Source organism: Burkholderia sp. E168m23, from assembly GCF_016586125.1.
Lineage (GTDB): Bacteria > Pseudomonadota > Gammaproteobacteria > Burkholderiales > Burkholderiaceae > Burkholderia > Burkholderia orbicola.
This window is the reverse complement of sequence record NZ_BCPP01000065.1, coordinates 1-13,534: the sequence shown is the minus strand read 5'-3', so window position 1 is coordinate 13,534 and position 13,534 is coordinate 1. Positions and strand designations below refer to the sequence as shown.

General features: G+C 65.0%; 16 protein-coding genes. 8 read left to right on the top strand and 8 right to left on the bottom strand.

The genetic code is table 11. The features are described from left to right. On the bottom strand, nucleotides 1-1,076 hold a 1,076-nt coding region (gene dnaN / locus JMF90_RS05800), incomplete at its 3' end, for a DNA polymerase III subunit beta (protein WP_201324986.1). A gap of 170 nt (nucleotides 1,077-1,246) precedes the next feature. After that, a complete protein-coding gene (gene dnaA / locus JMF90_RS05795) occupies nucleotides 1,247-2,824 on the bottom strand; it encodes a chromosomal replication initiator protein DnaA (protein ID WP_236593015.1) in 1,578 nt (525 codons plus the stop codon). A gap of 421 nt (nucleotides 2,825-3,245) precedes the next feature. On the opposite strand from dnaA, the gene rpmH reads away from it, so the two are divergent. The 4 genes from rpmH (at nucleotide 3,246) to yidC (ending at nucleotide 5,867) form a co-directional block, all read left to right on the top strand. Further along, a complete protein-coding gene (gene rpmH / locus JMF90_RS05790; RefSeq protein WP_004198824.1) occupies nucleotides 3,246-3,380 on the top strand; it encodes a 50S ribosomal protein L34 in 135 nt (44 codons plus the stop codon). Between the two features lie 15 nt (nucleotides 3,381-3,395). After that, on the top strand, nucleotides 3,396-3,857 hold the full coding sequence (rnpA, locus tag JMF90_RS05785; protein WP_006489941.1) for a ribonuclease P protein component: 462 nt from the start codon (nucleotides 3,396-3,398) through the stop codon (nucleotides 3,855-3,857). 76 nt (nucleotides 3,858-3,933) lie between these two features. Next, nucleotides 3,934-4,200, top strand: coding sequence for a membrane protein insertion efficiency factor YidD (gene yidD / locus JMF90_RS05780; RefSeq protein WP_011546514.1), 267 nt, complete (start codon nucleotides 3,934-3,936; stop codon nucleotides 4,198-4,200). 8 nt (nucleotides 4,201-4,208) lie between these two features. Next, complete coding sequence (yidC, locus tag JMF90_RS05775; RefSeq protein ID WP_201317051.1) at nucleotides 4,209-5,867, top strand: membrane protein insertase YidC; 1,659 nt, start codon at nucleotides 4,209-4,211, stop codon at nucleotides 5,865-5,867. Nucleotides 5,868-6,001: 134 nt separating this feature from the next. Here the strand turns inward: yidC and JMF90_RS05770 are convergent, their stop codons facing one another. Then, nucleotides 6,002-6,436 carry a transcriptional regulator gene (locus JMF90_RS05770; protein ID WP_006489946.1) on the bottom strand — a complete coding sequence of 145 codons (435 nt, stop codon included), beginning with the start codon at nucleotides 6,434-6,436 and terminating at the stop codon, nucleotides 6,002-6,004. A gap of 345 nt (nucleotides 6,437-6,781) precedes the next feature. Here JMF90_RS05770 and mnmE point away from each other — a divergent pair, with 345 nt between their 5' ends. Beyond that, nucleotides 6,782-8,176: a tRNA uridine-5-carboxymethylaminomethyl(34) synthesis GTPase MnmE gene (gene mnmE, locus JMF90_RS05765; RefSeq protein ID WP_201317050.1), complete on the top strand. Its 1,395-nt coding sequence runs from the start codon at nucleotides 6,782-6,784 to the stop codon at nucleotides 8,174-8,176. Between the two features lie 141 nt (nucleotides 8,177-8,317). Here mnmE and JMF90_RS40595 read toward each other — a convergent pair whose 3' ends face one another. From JMF90_RS40595 to JMF90_RS05750, 4 genes are all read right to left on the bottom strand, one after another. Beyond that, a complete protein-coding gene (locus tag JMF90_RS40595) occupies nucleotides 8,318-8,443 on the bottom strand; it encodes a hypothetical protein (protein ID WP_256097665.1) in 126 nt (41 codons plus the stop codon). A gap of 149 nt (nucleotides 8,444-8,592) precedes the next feature. Further along, nucleotides 8,593-9,951: a sensor domain-containing diguanylate cyclase gene (locus JMF90_RS05760; protein ID WP_201317049.1), complete on the bottom strand. Its 1,359-nt coding sequence runs from the start codon at nucleotides 9,949-9,951 to the stop codon at nucleotides 8,593-8,595. 109 nt (nucleotides 9,952-10,060) lie between these two features. Continuing rightward, the gene (locus JMF90_RS05755) at nucleotides 10,061-10,309 is read right to left on the bottom strand and encodes a DUF2795 domain-containing protein (protein WP_006489924.1); all 249 of its coding nucleotides are present in this window, start codon (nucleotides 10,307-10,309) and stop codon (nucleotides 10,061-10,063) included. A 115-nt stretch (nucleotides 10,310-10,424) separates the two neighbouring features. After that, nucleotides 10,425-10,595, bottom strand: a complete 171-nt coding sequence (locus JMF90_RS05750; RefSeq protein WP_006477422.1) for a hypothetical protein — start codon at nucleotides 10,593-10,595, stop codon at nucleotides 10,425-10,427. A 151-nt stretch (nucleotides 10,596-10,746) separates the two neighbouring features. Here JMF90_RS05750 and speG point away from each other — a divergent pair, with 151 nt between their 5' ends. The 3 genes from speG to JMF90_RS05735 all read left to right on the top strand — a co-directional run bounded on the left by speG (nucleotide 10,747) and on the right by JMF90_RS05735 (nucleotide 12,882). Then, the gene (gene speG / locus JMF90_RS05745; protein WP_011546509.1) at nucleotides 10,747-11,289 is read left to right on the top strand and encodes a spermidine N1-acetyltransferase; all 543 of its coding nucleotides are present in this window, start codon (nucleotides 10,747-10,749) and stop codon (nucleotides 11,287-11,289) included. A gap of 501 nt (nucleotides 11,290-11,790) precedes the next feature. Beyond that, the gene (sap1, locus tag JMF90_RS05740) at nucleotides 11,791-12,138 is read left to right on the top strand and encodes a surface attachment protein Sap1 (protein WP_006477424.1); all 348 of its coding nucleotides are present in this window, start codon (nucleotides 11,791-11,793) and stop codon (nucleotides 12,136-12,138) included. Nucleotides 12,139-12,327: 189 nt separating this feature from the next. Beyond that, a complete protein-coding gene (locus JMF90_RS05735) occupies nucleotides 12,328-12,882 on the top strand; it encodes a YaeQ family protein (RefSeq protein ID WP_006477425.1) in 555 nt (184 codons plus the stop codon). Between the two features lie 41 nt (nucleotides 12,883-12,923). Here JMF90_RS05735 and JMF90_RS05730 read toward each other — a convergent pair whose 3' ends face one another. Further along, nucleotides 12,924-13,337, bottom strand: a complete 414-nt coding sequence (locus JMF90_RS05730; protein ID WP_006498690.1) for a VOC family protein — start codon at nucleotides 13,335-13,337, stop codon at nucleotides 12,924-12,926. Nucleotides 13,338-13,534: the final 197 nt, after the last annotated feature.

Below are 13,534 nucleotides of genomic sequence, written 5' to 3'. Positions count from 1 at the left end.
AACTCGTCGTTCTCGGGCACGGTGATCAGCGCGCTCGAGCTGGCGTCGCCGAGGCTCACCTGCACGGTGTCGACCTTCAGGTTCGCGAGCACGTCGAGCAGATACGTGACGTTGAAGCCGATGTCGACGGTATCGCCCTGGTAGGCGATTTCGAGTTCTTCCTGCGCCTCTTCCTGATCGGCGTTGGTCGACATGATCTTCAGCTGGCCCGGCGCGATGATGCAGCGCACGCCCTTGAACTTGTCCGAGGTCAGGATGGCCGCGCGCTGCAGCGAACGCTGCAGTTCTTCACGGCCGATCTCGAACGTGTTCTTGTGCGCCTTCGGGATCACGCGCTGGAAGTCGGGGAACTTGCCCTCGACGAGTTTCGACACGAGCTCGACCTGGCCGAACGTGAACTTGGCCTGGGTTTGCGCGATGTCGATGGTGACGGTGTCGTCGATGTCTTCGAGCAGGCGCTGCAGCTCGAGAATCGTCTTGCGCGGCACGATGACTTCCTGGCGGCCGAACGTGCCGCCTTCGAGCTTCATCGACGAGAACGCGAGGCGGTGGCCGTCGGTGGCCACGGCCATCAGCTGGTCGCCGTCGACGACGAGCAGCATGCCGTTCAGGTAGTAGCGGATGTCCTGCTGCGCCATCGCGAAGTGCACCATGCCGAGCAGCTGGCGGAACGACTTCTGCGGGACGGTCAGCGTGGCGCCGAAATCCTTCGCCTGCGCGACGGTCGGGAACTCGTCGGCCGCCAGCGTCTGCAGCGCGAAGCGGCTCTTGCCCGATTGAACGGTGAGGCGCTTGTCGGCGAGCGACAGCGTGACCTGGCCGTCAGGCATCGCGCGCAGGATGTCGAGCAGCTTGCGGGCCGCGACGGTGGTCGCGACCTGGTCGCCGCCGACGCCGAAATCGGCGCGCGTGGTGATCTGCAGCTCCAGGTCGGTCGACAGGAATGAAACGTCCGGGCCGTTCTTGGTGATCAGCAGGTTGGCGAGGATCGGCAACGTATGGCGGCGTTCGACGATGCCGCTGACCGTTTGCAGCGGCCTGAGGAGGGTGTCTCGTTCGGTCTTGACCAGTTGCATAGAGTTCCTTCGTTGAGTAACGGCCTGCAGCGCAGCAGCCACGCAGCGCCCCGCCGGCCGGGCTCTTGGCCCGCCACCACCGGGGCGGTCAAACCAGTATTGTGCCTCAAAACCGAACCGCCCCCCTTAAATTGGGGCGGAGGCCGAATTATCAAGCGCGGCGCGCGCGCTCAGCCCTTCAGCGTCTGTTCCAGCACGTGCAGCTCGTGGTTGAGCTGCGCGTCCTTGCTGCGCTCGTCGGCGATCTTGCGCACCGCGTGCAGCACGGTGGTGTGATCGCGCCCGCCGAACAGCTCGCCGATTTCCGGCAGGCTCTTCTGCGTGAGTTCCTTCGCCAGGTACATCGCAATCTGCCGCGGCCGCGCGATGTTCGCGGGGCGCTTCTTCGAGTACATGTCGGCGACCTTGATGTTGTAGAAGTCGGCGACGGTCTTCTGGATGTTCTCGACCGAAATCTGCCGGTTCTGCACGGTCAGCAGGTCCTTCAGCGCTTCCTTGGTCAGCTCGATCGAGATCTCGCGGCCGTGGAACTTCGAATACGCGAGGATCTTGCGCAGCGCGCCTTCGAGCTCGCGCACGTTCGAGCGCAGATGCTTCGCGACGAAGAACGCGACGTCTTCCGACAAATTCACGCCTTCCGACTGCGCCTTGCGCATCAGGATCGCGACGCGCATTTCCAGCTCGGGCGGCTCGATCGCGACGGTGAGGCCCGAATCGAAGCGCGAGATCAGGCGATCGTCGATGCCCGAGATTTCCTTCGGATACGTGTCGCTGGTGATGATCACCTGCGCCTTGTTCGCGACGAGCGCCTCGAACGCGTAGAAGAATTCCTCTTGCGTGCGCGACTTGCCGGAGAAGAACTGGATATCGTCGATCAGCAGCAGGTCGAGCGAATGGTAGTAGCGCTTGAAGTCGTCGAACGCCTTGCGCTGGTACGCCTTCACCACGTCCGATACGTATTGCTCGGCGTGGATGTAGCGGATGCGCGCGCCGGCCTTGTCGAGCAGCAGCTGGTTGCCGATCGCGTGGATCAGGTGGGTCTTGCCGAGGCCGACGCCGCCGTACAGGAACAGCGGGTTGTACGAGATGCCGGGGTTGTCCGCGACCTGGATCGCGGCGGCGCGCGCGAGCTGGTTCGCCTTGCCGGTCACGAAGTTGTCGAACGTGAGCACCGGGTTCAGCTTCGAACGTTCGTACATCGAATCGGCTTCGCCACCGTTCGCGGGCGCGGCGCCGGGGCCCGGGCGCCACGTGCGGCGGCCGGCTGCGGCTTCGTGCGCGGGCAGGCTCGGCAGGTCGATGTCGGCGTCGTCGGCGTTCAGGTGGTGCGCGGCGGCCGCCGACGGCGTCATCGGCACGTCGGCCGGCGCGGCAGGCGCAACGGAAGCATTCGCGGTCAGGTTGGCGGCGATCGCGGCGACCGTCGCGGCCGGGCCGTTCGGGGTCAGCGGCGCACGTGGCGCGGCCGGCGCGGTGCCTGCCGCGGCGCTGCGCATGCCGGCCTTCGGATCGAGGACGAACTGGACTTCGATCGGCGTGTTCCAGAATTCACGGGCCAGATCGGAGATCCGGCCCGAAAACTGGCTCTTGACCCAGTCCAGCTTGAAGCGGTTCGGCGCGGCGATGGACAGCGTGTTCGCCGACGCATCGAAGGCCACCGGGGCCAAGGGTTTGATCCACGTCACGTACTGCTGGGGCGTCAGCTCGCGCTCCAGCAGTGCGGAACAGTGTTGCCAGAAATCGTTCATCAAGTAACTGTCGTTTTTTGCGTGCACAGCGCGGCTCGACGGCGCCCTTGTCGCAGTCGCGCAACAAGGCCCGAAGCGGTCGTGCGAGCGTGCCTCGGACGCCTGCGTCACAGTGTTGGAGGGGCAGGCGCGAGCCGAGGCGGCGTGCGGGATTCTTGGAGATAAGGCGAGATTCTAACGCCAAACGCGGCCACAGCGGGACTTATCCACAGGCTGGGTTTGTGGGTCGCGGGGCCGGATCGGCGCGGCCCGGCACAGGCGAGCGACTCCTAAAGTATTGACCGTCAAGAGAAAAACGGTTTAAATAGCGGGTTCCGCGAAAACCAATCCTGTATTCCCGGCGATTGCGTTCGCCCGAATGCCTCCGGTTAAGGGCACGCGGTCCCCTGAATTTCGACATTCTCGAACAAGTGAGAACATCATGAAACGTACTTACCAACCGTCCGTGACGCGCCGCAAGCGCACCCATGGCTTCCGTGTCCGCATGAAGACGGCAGGTGGCCGCAAGGTCATCAACGCTCGCCGCGCGAAGGGCCGCAAGCGCCTCGCCATCTAAGGCAGGTTGCGCGCTGTGTCCGCCGTCCGCAGTCCTGCGGAAGGTGCCGTCGAGCCGGGTGCGAATCCGTCGCAGACGAAAGCCGCCTTCCCGAAAGCTGCGCGACTTCTGAAAACGGATGAATTTTCATCCGTTTTTCGTTTGCGCCCCTGGCGGCGTTCCGCGCACTTCGTGATCTACGGCAAGCCGACCGGTCAGCCTGCACGCCTGGGGCTCGTCATCGGCAAGAAGTATGCGCCGCGTGCAGTAACACGTAACCTCGTGAAGCGGCTGGCGCGCGATCAGTTTCGCCTGCGCCGCGCCGAATTCGCCGGTTACGACCTGCTGCTGCGGCAGCACACGCGCTTCGACAAGAAAGCGCTGCCGAGCGCGGCTTCCGCCCCGCTCGCGGCGATGTGCGCGGCCGAGATCCGCGAACTGCTCGACAGGGCAGTCCGGGAAATCGCCCGCCGGGCGTCGAAGCCCGCGTCCGAGTGACGCATCCGTGCCCCGGTGCGGCGTTCGCGCCCGCCCGGCCGGTTTTGACGCGGCGTCGTACGGCGCCGCCCAAGGTATGAAAACGGTATTGATCGCCTTGCTGCGCTTCTACAAGGTTGCCGTGAGCCCGATGCTCGGCAACCGTTGCCGTTTTTATCCTTCCTGTTCGGATTACGCGCGCGAGGCAATCCAGTATCATGGCGCCGCGCGCGGCACGTATCTCGCCGTCAGGCGCGTGTGCCGATGCCACCCGTTTTCCGCGGGCGGCGTCGACCTCGTCCCGCCGCCCAACTCCGACACTCGCGCTCGCGGCGAAGCCGACGCGCGGTCCCATCGACTCTGAGACAACGCATGGATATCAAACGCACCGTCCTATGGGTGATCTTCTTCATGTCAGCTGTCATGCTGTACGACAACTGGCAGCGGGACCATGGACGCCCGTCGATGTTCTTCCCGAGCGCCACGCACACGGCCCCGGCCGCTGCCGGCGGCGCATCGGGCACGAGCGCGACGACCGCAGGTGACGCGCCTGCCGCTGCAGCCGGCGCCGCACCGTCGACGACGGCCCCGGCCGCGCAGGCGCAGCTCGTGAAGTTCTCGACCGACGTGTACGACGGCGAAATCGACACGCGCGGCGGCACGCTCGCGAAGCTGACGCTGAAGAAGCAGGGCGACGGCAAGCAGCCCGATCTGTACATCACGCTGTTTGACCACACGGCCGGCCACACGTATCTCGCACGCACGGGCCTCGTTGGCGGTGATTTCCCGAATCACACCGACGTCTACACGCAGATTAATGCGGGTCCGACGTCGCTCGAAGGCGACCAGAACACACTGAAGCTGTCGTTCGAGTCGCCGGTGAAGGGCGGCGTGAAGGTGATCAAGACCTACACGTTCACGCGCGGCAGCTACGTGATCGGCGTCGACACCAAGATCGACAACGTCGGTACGGCGCCCGTCACGCCGAGGCTCTACATGGAGCTCGTCCGCGACAACACGCCGGTCGAGACGCCGATGTTCTCGCATACGTTCCTCGGGCCGGCGGTCTATACGGATGCGAAGCACTTTCAGAAGATCGACTTCAGCGATCTCGACAAGAACAAGGCGAACTTCGAGACCTCTGCCGACAATGGCTGGATCGCGATGGTGCAGCACTACTTCGCGTCGGCGTGGATTCCGCAACAAGGCGCGAAGCGCGACATCTACGCGAAGAAGTTTGATGGGTCGCTCTACCGCATCGGTGTGGAGCAGCCGATCGCCGCGATCGCCCCGGGCCAGTCGGCCGACGTGCAGGCGCGCCTGTTCGCCGGTCCGGAAGAAGAGCGCATGCTCGAAGGCATCGCGCCGGGCCTGGAGCTCGTGAAGGACTACGGCTGGGTGACGATCATCGCGAAGCCGCTGTTCTGGCTGCTCGAGAAGATCCACGGCTATGTCGGCAACTGGGGCTGGGCGATCGTGCTGCTGACGGTGCTGATCAAGGCCGTGTTCTTCCCGCTGTCCGCCGCGAGCTACAAGTCGATGGCGCGCATGAAGGAAATCACGCCGCGCATGCAGGCGCTGCGCGAACGCTTCAAGAGCGATCCGCAGAAGATGAACGCCGCGCTGATGGAGCTGTACAAGACCGAGAAGGTCAATCCGTTCGGCGGCTGCCTGCCGGTCGTGATCCAGATCCCGGTGTTCATCTCGCTGTACTGGGTGCTGCTCGCATCGGTCGAAATGCGCGGCGCGCCGTGGATTCTGTGGATTCACGACCTGTCGCAGCGCGATCCGTTCTTCATCCTGCCGGTGCTGATGGCCGTGTCGATGTTCGTGCAGACGAGCCTGAACCCGACGCCGCCGGACCCGGTCCAGGCGAAGATGATGAAGTTCATGCCGATCGCGTTCTCGGTGATGTTCTTCTTCTTCCCGGCTGGTCTCGTGCTGTACTACGTGGTGAACAACGTGCTGTCGATCGCGCAGCAGTACTACATCACGCGCAAGCTCGGCGGCGTCAAGAAGAAGCCGGCCTGACGTTCGTTGCATTCGCGGGTGGCCAGCCGCCCGCGATGCGCGCAAAAAAGCCGCATGGTTCGTGACCATGCGGCTTTTTGTTTTCCTGGCGTTTTCCCGGCGACGACGGCGGCGGCGCGTGCGGTTGCTGCGGCTCAGGCCTTCTTCGCTTCGAGTTTCGGATCGCCGTAGAACTGTTCGACCAGTTCCTGCACGAGGTAGCGCTGGTGCGGCGACAACGCCTCGATCTTCGATGCGAGTTCGATCGTCTCGGGCGTGGGCGGATAGCGTTCGTCGCGCGGCAGCGGTTGCGGCGTCGGATGTTCGATCACGCTCGGCGACGGCCCGTAATGCAGCCAGTGCACTTCGACGCGCAACCATTCGGCGAGCGTTTCGAGTTTGTCCGACGTCGGGATCGTGCGGCCCGTCAGCCATTTGTGCGCGGTTTGCGGCGAAACGGGGTGCGTTCCGCGGTGACGCAGATTGAATCGGTTCGCCAGCTCCGTCGCGCCGGTGACCTTCTCCGGGCTGCGCCGCAGGGCGAATTTCAGGCGTTCCGAGAACGCGGCTTTTTCTTCGGATGTCGGCATGGGGAGATTGTGCAATTCCATCGCTGCGTCCCAGACAACCATATGGGATAAACGTATCTCGTTCGGACGAATCCCCCCTTGATCAGGATGGGGAATGAAATTGAGGGACGCGGTGCCAAGCCCCTCCGGCACGCATACTCGTCCGAAATGGCCGCACCGTCACGACGCCGGACTAATACTCTGCTTATCCCCGGCGGGATAAATTCGGGCGAGTCCGAATCCGGCGTCGCGGCCGGTGGCGTGTGAGCCGGCACGCTACAATGCCGGCGTTCCGATGCCCGAACTGTTGCGCGGGCGCACCATTGACCCGCTGATTACCCGATTTCTCTGATTCCTTCGATTCCCATGCTCGCTACCGATTCCGATCCGATCGTCGCCATTGCCACCGCTGCCGGCCGGGGTGGCATCGGGGTCGTCCGCGTGTCGTTCGGGCGCGGCGGCGAGGCGGCCGCGCTGCCGCTGATCGACGCGTTGTGCGGGCAAAAGCTCGCGCCGCGTCATGCGAGCTACGTGCCGTTCCTCGACTCGCATGGAGCGCCGCTCGACCGCGGGATCGCGCTGTATTTCCCGGCGCCGCATTCGTACACCGGCGAGCACGTGCTCGAGTTGCAGGGGCATGGCGGGCCGATCGTGATGCAGCTGCTGCTGCAGCGCTGCCTGGATGCGGGGCGCGGCTTCGGGCTGCGGCTGGCGGAGCCGGGCGAGTTCACGCGACGCGCGTTCCTGAACGACAAGCTCGATCTCGCGCAGGCCGAGGCCGTCGCCGACCTGATCGAGGCGAGCACCGAGGCGGCCGCGCGCTCGGCCGGGCGTTCGCTCGACGGTGCGTTCTCGCGGCAGATTCACGCGCTCGTCGATGACGTGATCACGCTGCGGATGCTGGTGGAGGCGACGCTCGATTTTCCGGAGGAGGAAATCGACTTCCTCGAAGCGGCCGACGCGCGCGGCAAGCTCGCGAAGATCCGCGCGCAGCTCGCGCACGTGCTCGGCGATGCGCGGCAGGGCGCGCTGTTGCGCGAAGGGCTGTCGGTCGTGCTCGCGGGGCAGCCGAACGTCGGCAAGTCGTCGCTGCTGAATGCGCTGGCGGGCGCCGAGCTGGCGATCGTCACGCCGATCGCCGGCACGACGCGCGACAAGGTCGCGCAGACGATCCAGGTCGAGGGGATTCCGCTGCACATCATCGATACGGCCGGGCTGCGCGAGACGGAGGACGAAGTCGAACGGATCGGCATTGCGCGCACGTGGAGCGAGATCGAGCGCGCGGACGTCGTGCTGCATCTGCTCGATTCGCGCACGGGGATGACGGCGGACGACGAAACGATCGCCGCGCGGTTTCCGGCCGGCGTGCCGGTGGTGCGCGTGCTGAACAAGACGGATCTGACCGGCGTGCCGGCGTGCGTCGAGCATCCGGCGGCGGAAGGCGATCTGACCGAGGTCCACCTGTCGGCGAAGCGCGGTGACGGGATCGACATGCTGCGCGCGGAGTTGTTGCGGATTGCGGGATGGCAGGCGGGGGCCGAAGGCGTCTATCTGGCGCGCGAGCGGCATCTGATCGCGCTGCGGGCCGCGCAGGAACATCTCGCGCAGGCGGCGGATCACGCCGAGCAGCGGGCGCAGTCGCTCGATCTGTTTGCCGAAGAGCTGCGGCTCGCGCAGGAGCAGCTCAATGCGATTACCGGGGAGTTCACGTCGGATGATCTGCTGGGGGTGATTTTCAGCAGGTTTTGTATCGGGAAGTGAGAGGGCACTGAGCCGTACGTTGCCGCTGCCAGCGGCGTGCCATCGAGTACGAACGGCATGGGCGCTCACGCATCGTCATGGCCGGATGCTGAAACGAATTCAAACATCCGGAATGGTGACGCAGTGCTCGGCCGGAGGGCATCAATCCCAATGACGATGATGATGGTAATACCCACCCCCACCGTAATACCCGCCACCATCAGGCACGACGATACAGCCGCTCAACAACACGGCGACGCCGGCAATCAGCAAAAGGGCCTTCTTCATCGCGTTCACCTGCTTGGGTTCAATATGAAACCCAGCATAGCGAGCGGCCCCGGCCCAGGCTGTAAGCGATCGTATCCCCGCGCCGCAATCCGTAACGGCGGATTATTCCGGTCACAATGACCGTAACAATTCGCCAAACAGCAGACGTTTCAAGCGACGACGACCCGGTTTCGCCCCGTATCCTTCGCACGATACAGCGCGGCATCGGCGGCTTCGATCAACGCGTCGGGGGTCGACAGATCGTCGGCCGACACGGTCGCGCAGCCGACGCTGACGCTCACGCGCCCGGCCGGCGAGTCGGGCATCGCGAGGTCGAGCCGCAGCACGGCGTCGCGCACTTCGTCGGCCACCACCCGCGCACCGCGCGCGCCGGTGTTCGGCAGCACGATGGCAAACTCCTCGCCGCCGTAACGCGCGACGATGTCGGCCGGCCGCCGTACCGCGCCGGCCAGCGCATTCGCGACGGCGATCAGGCACGCATCGCCCTTCACATGACCGAACGCGTCGTTGTACGCCTTGAAGCGGTCGACGTCGACCATCAGCAGCGACAGCGGTTCGCCCTGCCGCCGCGCCTGCAGGAACAGCGTATGGAAATGGTCGTTGAAGTGGCTGCGGTTGAACGCGCCGGTGAGTCCATCGCGCGCGGAAGAGCGGATCAGCGTCGCGTGCGCTTCGAACAACTGCTGATACAGCATCGTCACTTCCCACGCGAGCACGCACACGAGCACGCCGGGCGTGAACATGCTGAACACGCGCGCGACATACCAGCCGACCGTGAAGCGGTTGGTGGACAGCAGGTTCAGCGTCGTATCGGTGAGGCAGGCGAGCACCGCGATCGCGAGCCACAGGTCGAGCGTCGTGCGCAGCCGGCCCGTGACCAGCACGGCCACGAGCGCGAGCACGTTGAGGACCCACACGACGAGCGCGATGCCGCTGACGGGCAGCACGGCTGTGTCGCGGGGCGGGTGGAATGCCGGTGGCAGCGACACGTTCAGCGCGAGCGCACACAGGAGCGCCGCCGCGACGGCCGGCCCGCCGACGAGCGCGACGGTCCAGCGGCGCGTCTCTTTCGCGCCGACCGGGGCGCGCGTCAGCCGCTCGCGTGCGACCAGCGCGGCCATCACGAAGCACGGAAAGCCAGCATGCCAGAAGACCCACATCCATGCGGCGCTTTGCGGGCGCGCGCCGAGCAGGCCGTGCGGGGCGAACACGCCGGGGAAGGTGAGCAGCTGCAGCGCGACGGCGAGCGCGGTGAACGCATAGGCGCCGCCGAGCGCACCGAGCACGGGCTGGCGCGTCACGGTGAACTGCGCGCCGAGGAAGAACGCGGCGATGCTCGCGGTCGTGAATACGGTGAGCGCGCACATCGGCATGAAGGGCTCGACGGGCGGCAGCGCGACGTTCGCATGCGGCGCGGCGATCCCGAGCGTGAGCAGGATGACAAGCGCCGTCAGCGCGCCGAACCACAGCTGACGTTGCGTCGTGTGCTGGATCAGGATGCCTTCCATGGAGTCCCCCGGACACGCGTGCGACGCACCCGATCTTGCGCCGGGCGGCACGCTTGCCGATCGCGGCGCGACCGGTGCGGCCCGATCCTATCGCGTTATTGGTCGGCGCTCAAATGCCGAGCCCCGGGCCGAAGTTGCCGGCGACCCAGCGCGTGACGGCGTCGACGTCCGCGTAGTCCTGTTCGGGCAGGCCGTCGAGCATCGACAGCACTTCGTTGCTGGCGCCGGCGTCGCGCGCGGCATCGACGATCGCATCCTTGTTCGCCGGATAGCGGACGGCCGCCAGGACATCGGCGATCTGCAGGTCGATCGTTTCGTTCGGGATATCGTGCGGAGGAATGGTGGGCTTGTCGTTCACGTCGGCGTCTCGCGGGTAGGGCGGGAATCGGATCGAAGCGCAAGGGCCGTGCCCGGCATGTTACGCGGCCCGCGCTGCCTCGGCCGGCGCGGGTTGCGGATGGCGACGATCGACGTCAATGCCCGCGTCGCACGCGGCGCCACGGATGCTTCCAGTCGATGTGCGGTGCGTTCTCGTCGCGCGGATGCTGGCGACGGTGCTCCTGCCAGAGTTCGTCGGAAAACAGCGCAGCCACAATGACGAGCGGCAGCACGAGGAAAATTCCGAGGATGACTTGCTCGACCACGATAGCCTCCTTGCGGTGGCAGGAACCCTTGCTCCCATTCTAGGCTCTGAACTCCGCCCGCGTTCAATTTCTTACAGTGCGAAACGGGCCCGAACGCGGCCGCGCCGCGCGGGCGTTCCGCACGTGCGCCGGCCTCAAAAAGGACATGAACATGCAACTCCAGAACGATACCAACACGCTCGCGCTGCGGCCGCTGGAGCGCCAGGACCTGCGCTTCGTCCACGAACTCAACAACGACGCGAAGATCATGCGTTACTGGTTCGAGGAGCCGTACGAAACCTTCTCGGAACTGTCGCAGCTGTACGACCGCCACGTGCACGACCAGCGCGAGCGCCGTTTCGTCGCGGTCGATGCGCAGGACGAACTGGTCGGCCTCGTCGAGCTGATCGAGCTCGACTACATCCACCGCCGCGGCGAGTTCCAGATCATCATCGCGCCGCAGCGCCAGGGGCGCGGCTATGCGGGCCAGGCGACGCGCCTCGCGATCGAATACGCGTTCAAGGTGCTGAACATGCGCAAGCTGTACCTGATCGTCGATACGTCGAACGCGGCGGCGATCCACGTGTACGAGAAATGCGGATTCCAGCACGAGGCCGAATTGAAGGAAGAATTTTTCGGGAATGGCGCGTATCACAACGCTTATCGGATGTGCATCTTCCAACGCGATTATTTCGAGCGGCAGCAAACCGCCTGAATAAAGCAGGGTAAACACCACACCGGTAAAAGCGCTTGCGACGAGGCTTCGCGAGCGCCGAATACAGGCGGGAACTACGGATAAATACGGATACGCTTATACCTGGCATTTTTCTTGTATCAGGTATTTGCGATTCCGCGCTGCGGTAAAGTCGAATCGTTTCGGATGACTTTATGTGCATCGCATCAAAATGATCCGGATAGCGAAATGGATTATCCAAACCGTTCAATCGCCGCATTGTAACTTTGCTGAAAGCGTTGCCTGGTAACGCTCTCCGCCCGGCGGCGCGGGCCGATGCGCAGTTTGGCAGCGCTTGCCGAGGGTGCCGATTGCGCGAAAAGCAGCCTGCGCACGGGGTGCGACAATCCGCCGCCATTGCGGTCGCACAACAAATGTGCTTGCTATCGTTTACCGGTCTTCTAAAGTGAAAAACGCGGGTTCACGATCACCTTTAAACACATAGCTAACCCGGCCTGGTGCCCGCAAGCCTGGAGACAGAACATGATCAAGCGTACCGGTGTCCTTTTTGCCCTTGTCGGCGCATTTTGCGCTGTGTCGATTGCCCAGGCCGGCGGCGATTCGGCCGTCAAGCCGAAGCAGGAAATCCAGCTGACGAAGAACGCATGGGGCTGCCTGTCGAAAGACAATCTGGATTCCGTACTGAATCACGAACGTGACGGCAAGTCGCAGGCGAAGCAGCAGTACTTCGACGACTTCCGCTGTCTGTCGGTGCCGGAAGGCCAGCGTTTCCGCGTGGTGTCGGTCGATCAGGGCGACGTGCAGTTCGTCAGCGCCGACAACAGCGACCAGCAAGGCCTCTGGACCGATTCGCGCTTCGTCAAGCAGTAAGCGTCCCTTCATCGCGCTGTCGCACGACGCGCGAGCGCGCCGGCTCGACCAGCCGGCGGCGCGAACCGATCACGGCCCGGCGCCTGCCGGGCCGTTGCGCTGTGGATTGCGCATCACGCACGCCGGACGGCGCGCATTCGGTATCATCACGGCCCGACCGAACCGAATGCCCGCCCGGGCCGTATCCGCATGGCGCTGAAATCCACGATCTACAAAGCCGAACTGCAAATCGCCGACATGGATCGGCATTACTACGCCGATCATGCGCTGACGGTGGCGCGCCATCCGTCGGAAACCGACGACCGGATGATGGTGCGCATCGTCGCGTTCGCGCTGTTCGCGCACGAGCGGCTCGAATTCTGCAAGGGGCTGTCGGACGTCGACGAGCCCGACCTGTGGCAGAAGGATCTGACGGGCGCGATCGACGTGTGGATCGAGGCCGGCCAGCCCGACGAACGGCGCATCTCGAAGGCGGCCGGCCGCGCCGGGCAGGTCACGGTGATCGCCTATGGCGGCAAGACGTCGGATATCTGGTGGCAGGGCGTGCGCAGCAAGGTCGAACGGCTGCGCAACGTGCAGGTGCTGTCGCTCGCCGACGGCGTCGCGGCCGCGCTCGGGCGGCTCGCGGCGCGCACGATGCGCCTGCAATGTACGGTGCAGGACGGCACCGCGTGGATCTCGAGCGCCGACCACGATCCGGTCGCGGTCGAGTGGACGGTGCTGAAGGCGCGCGAGGGCGCATAAGGGTCCGTACGGGCCCGTCAGGGCCCGCGCGCCGGCCGCGTTCAGCCGAGCGCGGCCGGCGGCCCCTTGAATTCGACCATGTTGCCTTCGGGATCGAACAGGTAGATCGACGGCCCGTAGCCGCCGGCGCCGTAGCGCTCGGCCGGCGCGCCGGGCCGCGCGCCATGCGCGGCGAAATGGGCGATCAGTGCGTCGGGATCGAACGGCTCGACGCGCAGGCACAGATGATCGAGGTTGCGCCCGGTGCCGGGCGGGCCGCTGTCGGGCCGGTCGATCGGGCCGCCAACCGTCAGCAGGTCGATCAGCGCGTCGCCGGCGCGCAGTTGCACGAGGCCCAAGTCGGGCTGTTCCTTCTCCACATGACAACCGACGGCATCGCAGTAAAAGCGCGTCATTGCCGCCATGTCGGTCACGCGCAGCACGATGTGATCGATTCCGCGGATGGTAGGCTTCATGGGCGGGGACTCCTTCGCAGTCGACGAGCATCGAGTGTAGACGCATCGCGCCTGCGCTGCCGCTCGGAACGCGGCACAATCGACGGACGAAAAAAAGCCCGTTCACGCAGAGCGGAACGGGCTTAATCCATATCAGGAGGAGACATGGAGGAGACAGTTCCAACTATACACACGGCGATGGTGCGACGCAATATTCC

Excerpts from the sequence above, each read along its gene's own strand:
- dnaA (WP_236593015.1), bottom strand. The coding sequence starts at position 2,824 with ATGAACGATTTCTGGCAACACTGTTCCGCACTGCTGGAGCGCGAGCTG.
- rpmH (WP_004198824.1), top strand. The coding sequence starts at position 3,246 with ATGAAACGTACTTACCAACCGTCCGTGACGCGCCGCAAGCGCACCCAT.
- yidD (WP_011546514.1), top strand. The coding sequence starts at position 3,934 with ATGAAAACGGTATTGATCGCCTTGCTGCGCTTCTACAAGGTTGCCGTG.
- yidC (WP_201317051.1), top strand. The coding sequence starts at position 4,209 with ATGGATATCAAACGCACCGTCCTATGGGTGATCTTCTTCATGTCAGCT.
- JMF90_RS05770 (WP_006489946.1), bottom strand. The coding sequence starts at position 6,436 with ATGCCGACATCCGAAGAAAAAGCCGCGTTCTCGGAACGCCTGAAATTC.
- mnmE (WP_201317050.1), top strand. The coding sequence starts at position 6,782 with ATGCTCGCTACCGATTCCGATCCGATCGTCGCCATTGCCACCGCTGCC.
- JMF90_RS40595 (WP_256097665.1), bottom strand. The coding sequence starts at position 8,443 with ATGAAGAAGGCCCTTTTGCTGATTGCCGGCGTCGCCGTGTTGTTGAGC.
- JMF90_RS05760 (WP_201317049.1), bottom strand. The coding sequence starts at position 9,951 with ATGGAAGGCATCCTGATCCAGCACACGACGCAACGTCAGCTGTGGTTC.
- speG (WP_011546509.1), top strand. The coding sequence starts at position 10,747 with ATGCAACTCCAGAACGATACCAACACGCTCGCGCTGCGGCCGCTGGAG.
- sap1 (WP_006477424.1), top strand. The coding sequence starts at position 11,791 with ATGATCAAGCGTACCGGTGTCCTTTTTGCCCTTGTCGGCGCATTTTGC.
- JMF90_RS05735 (WP_006477425.1), top strand. The coding sequence starts at position 12,328 with ATGGCGCTGAAATCCACGATCTACAAAGCCGAACTGCAAATCGCCGAC.
- JMF90_RS05730 (WP_006498690.1), bottom strand. The coding sequence starts at position 13,337 with ATGAAGCCTACCATCCGCGGAATCGATCACATCGTGCTGCGCGTGACC.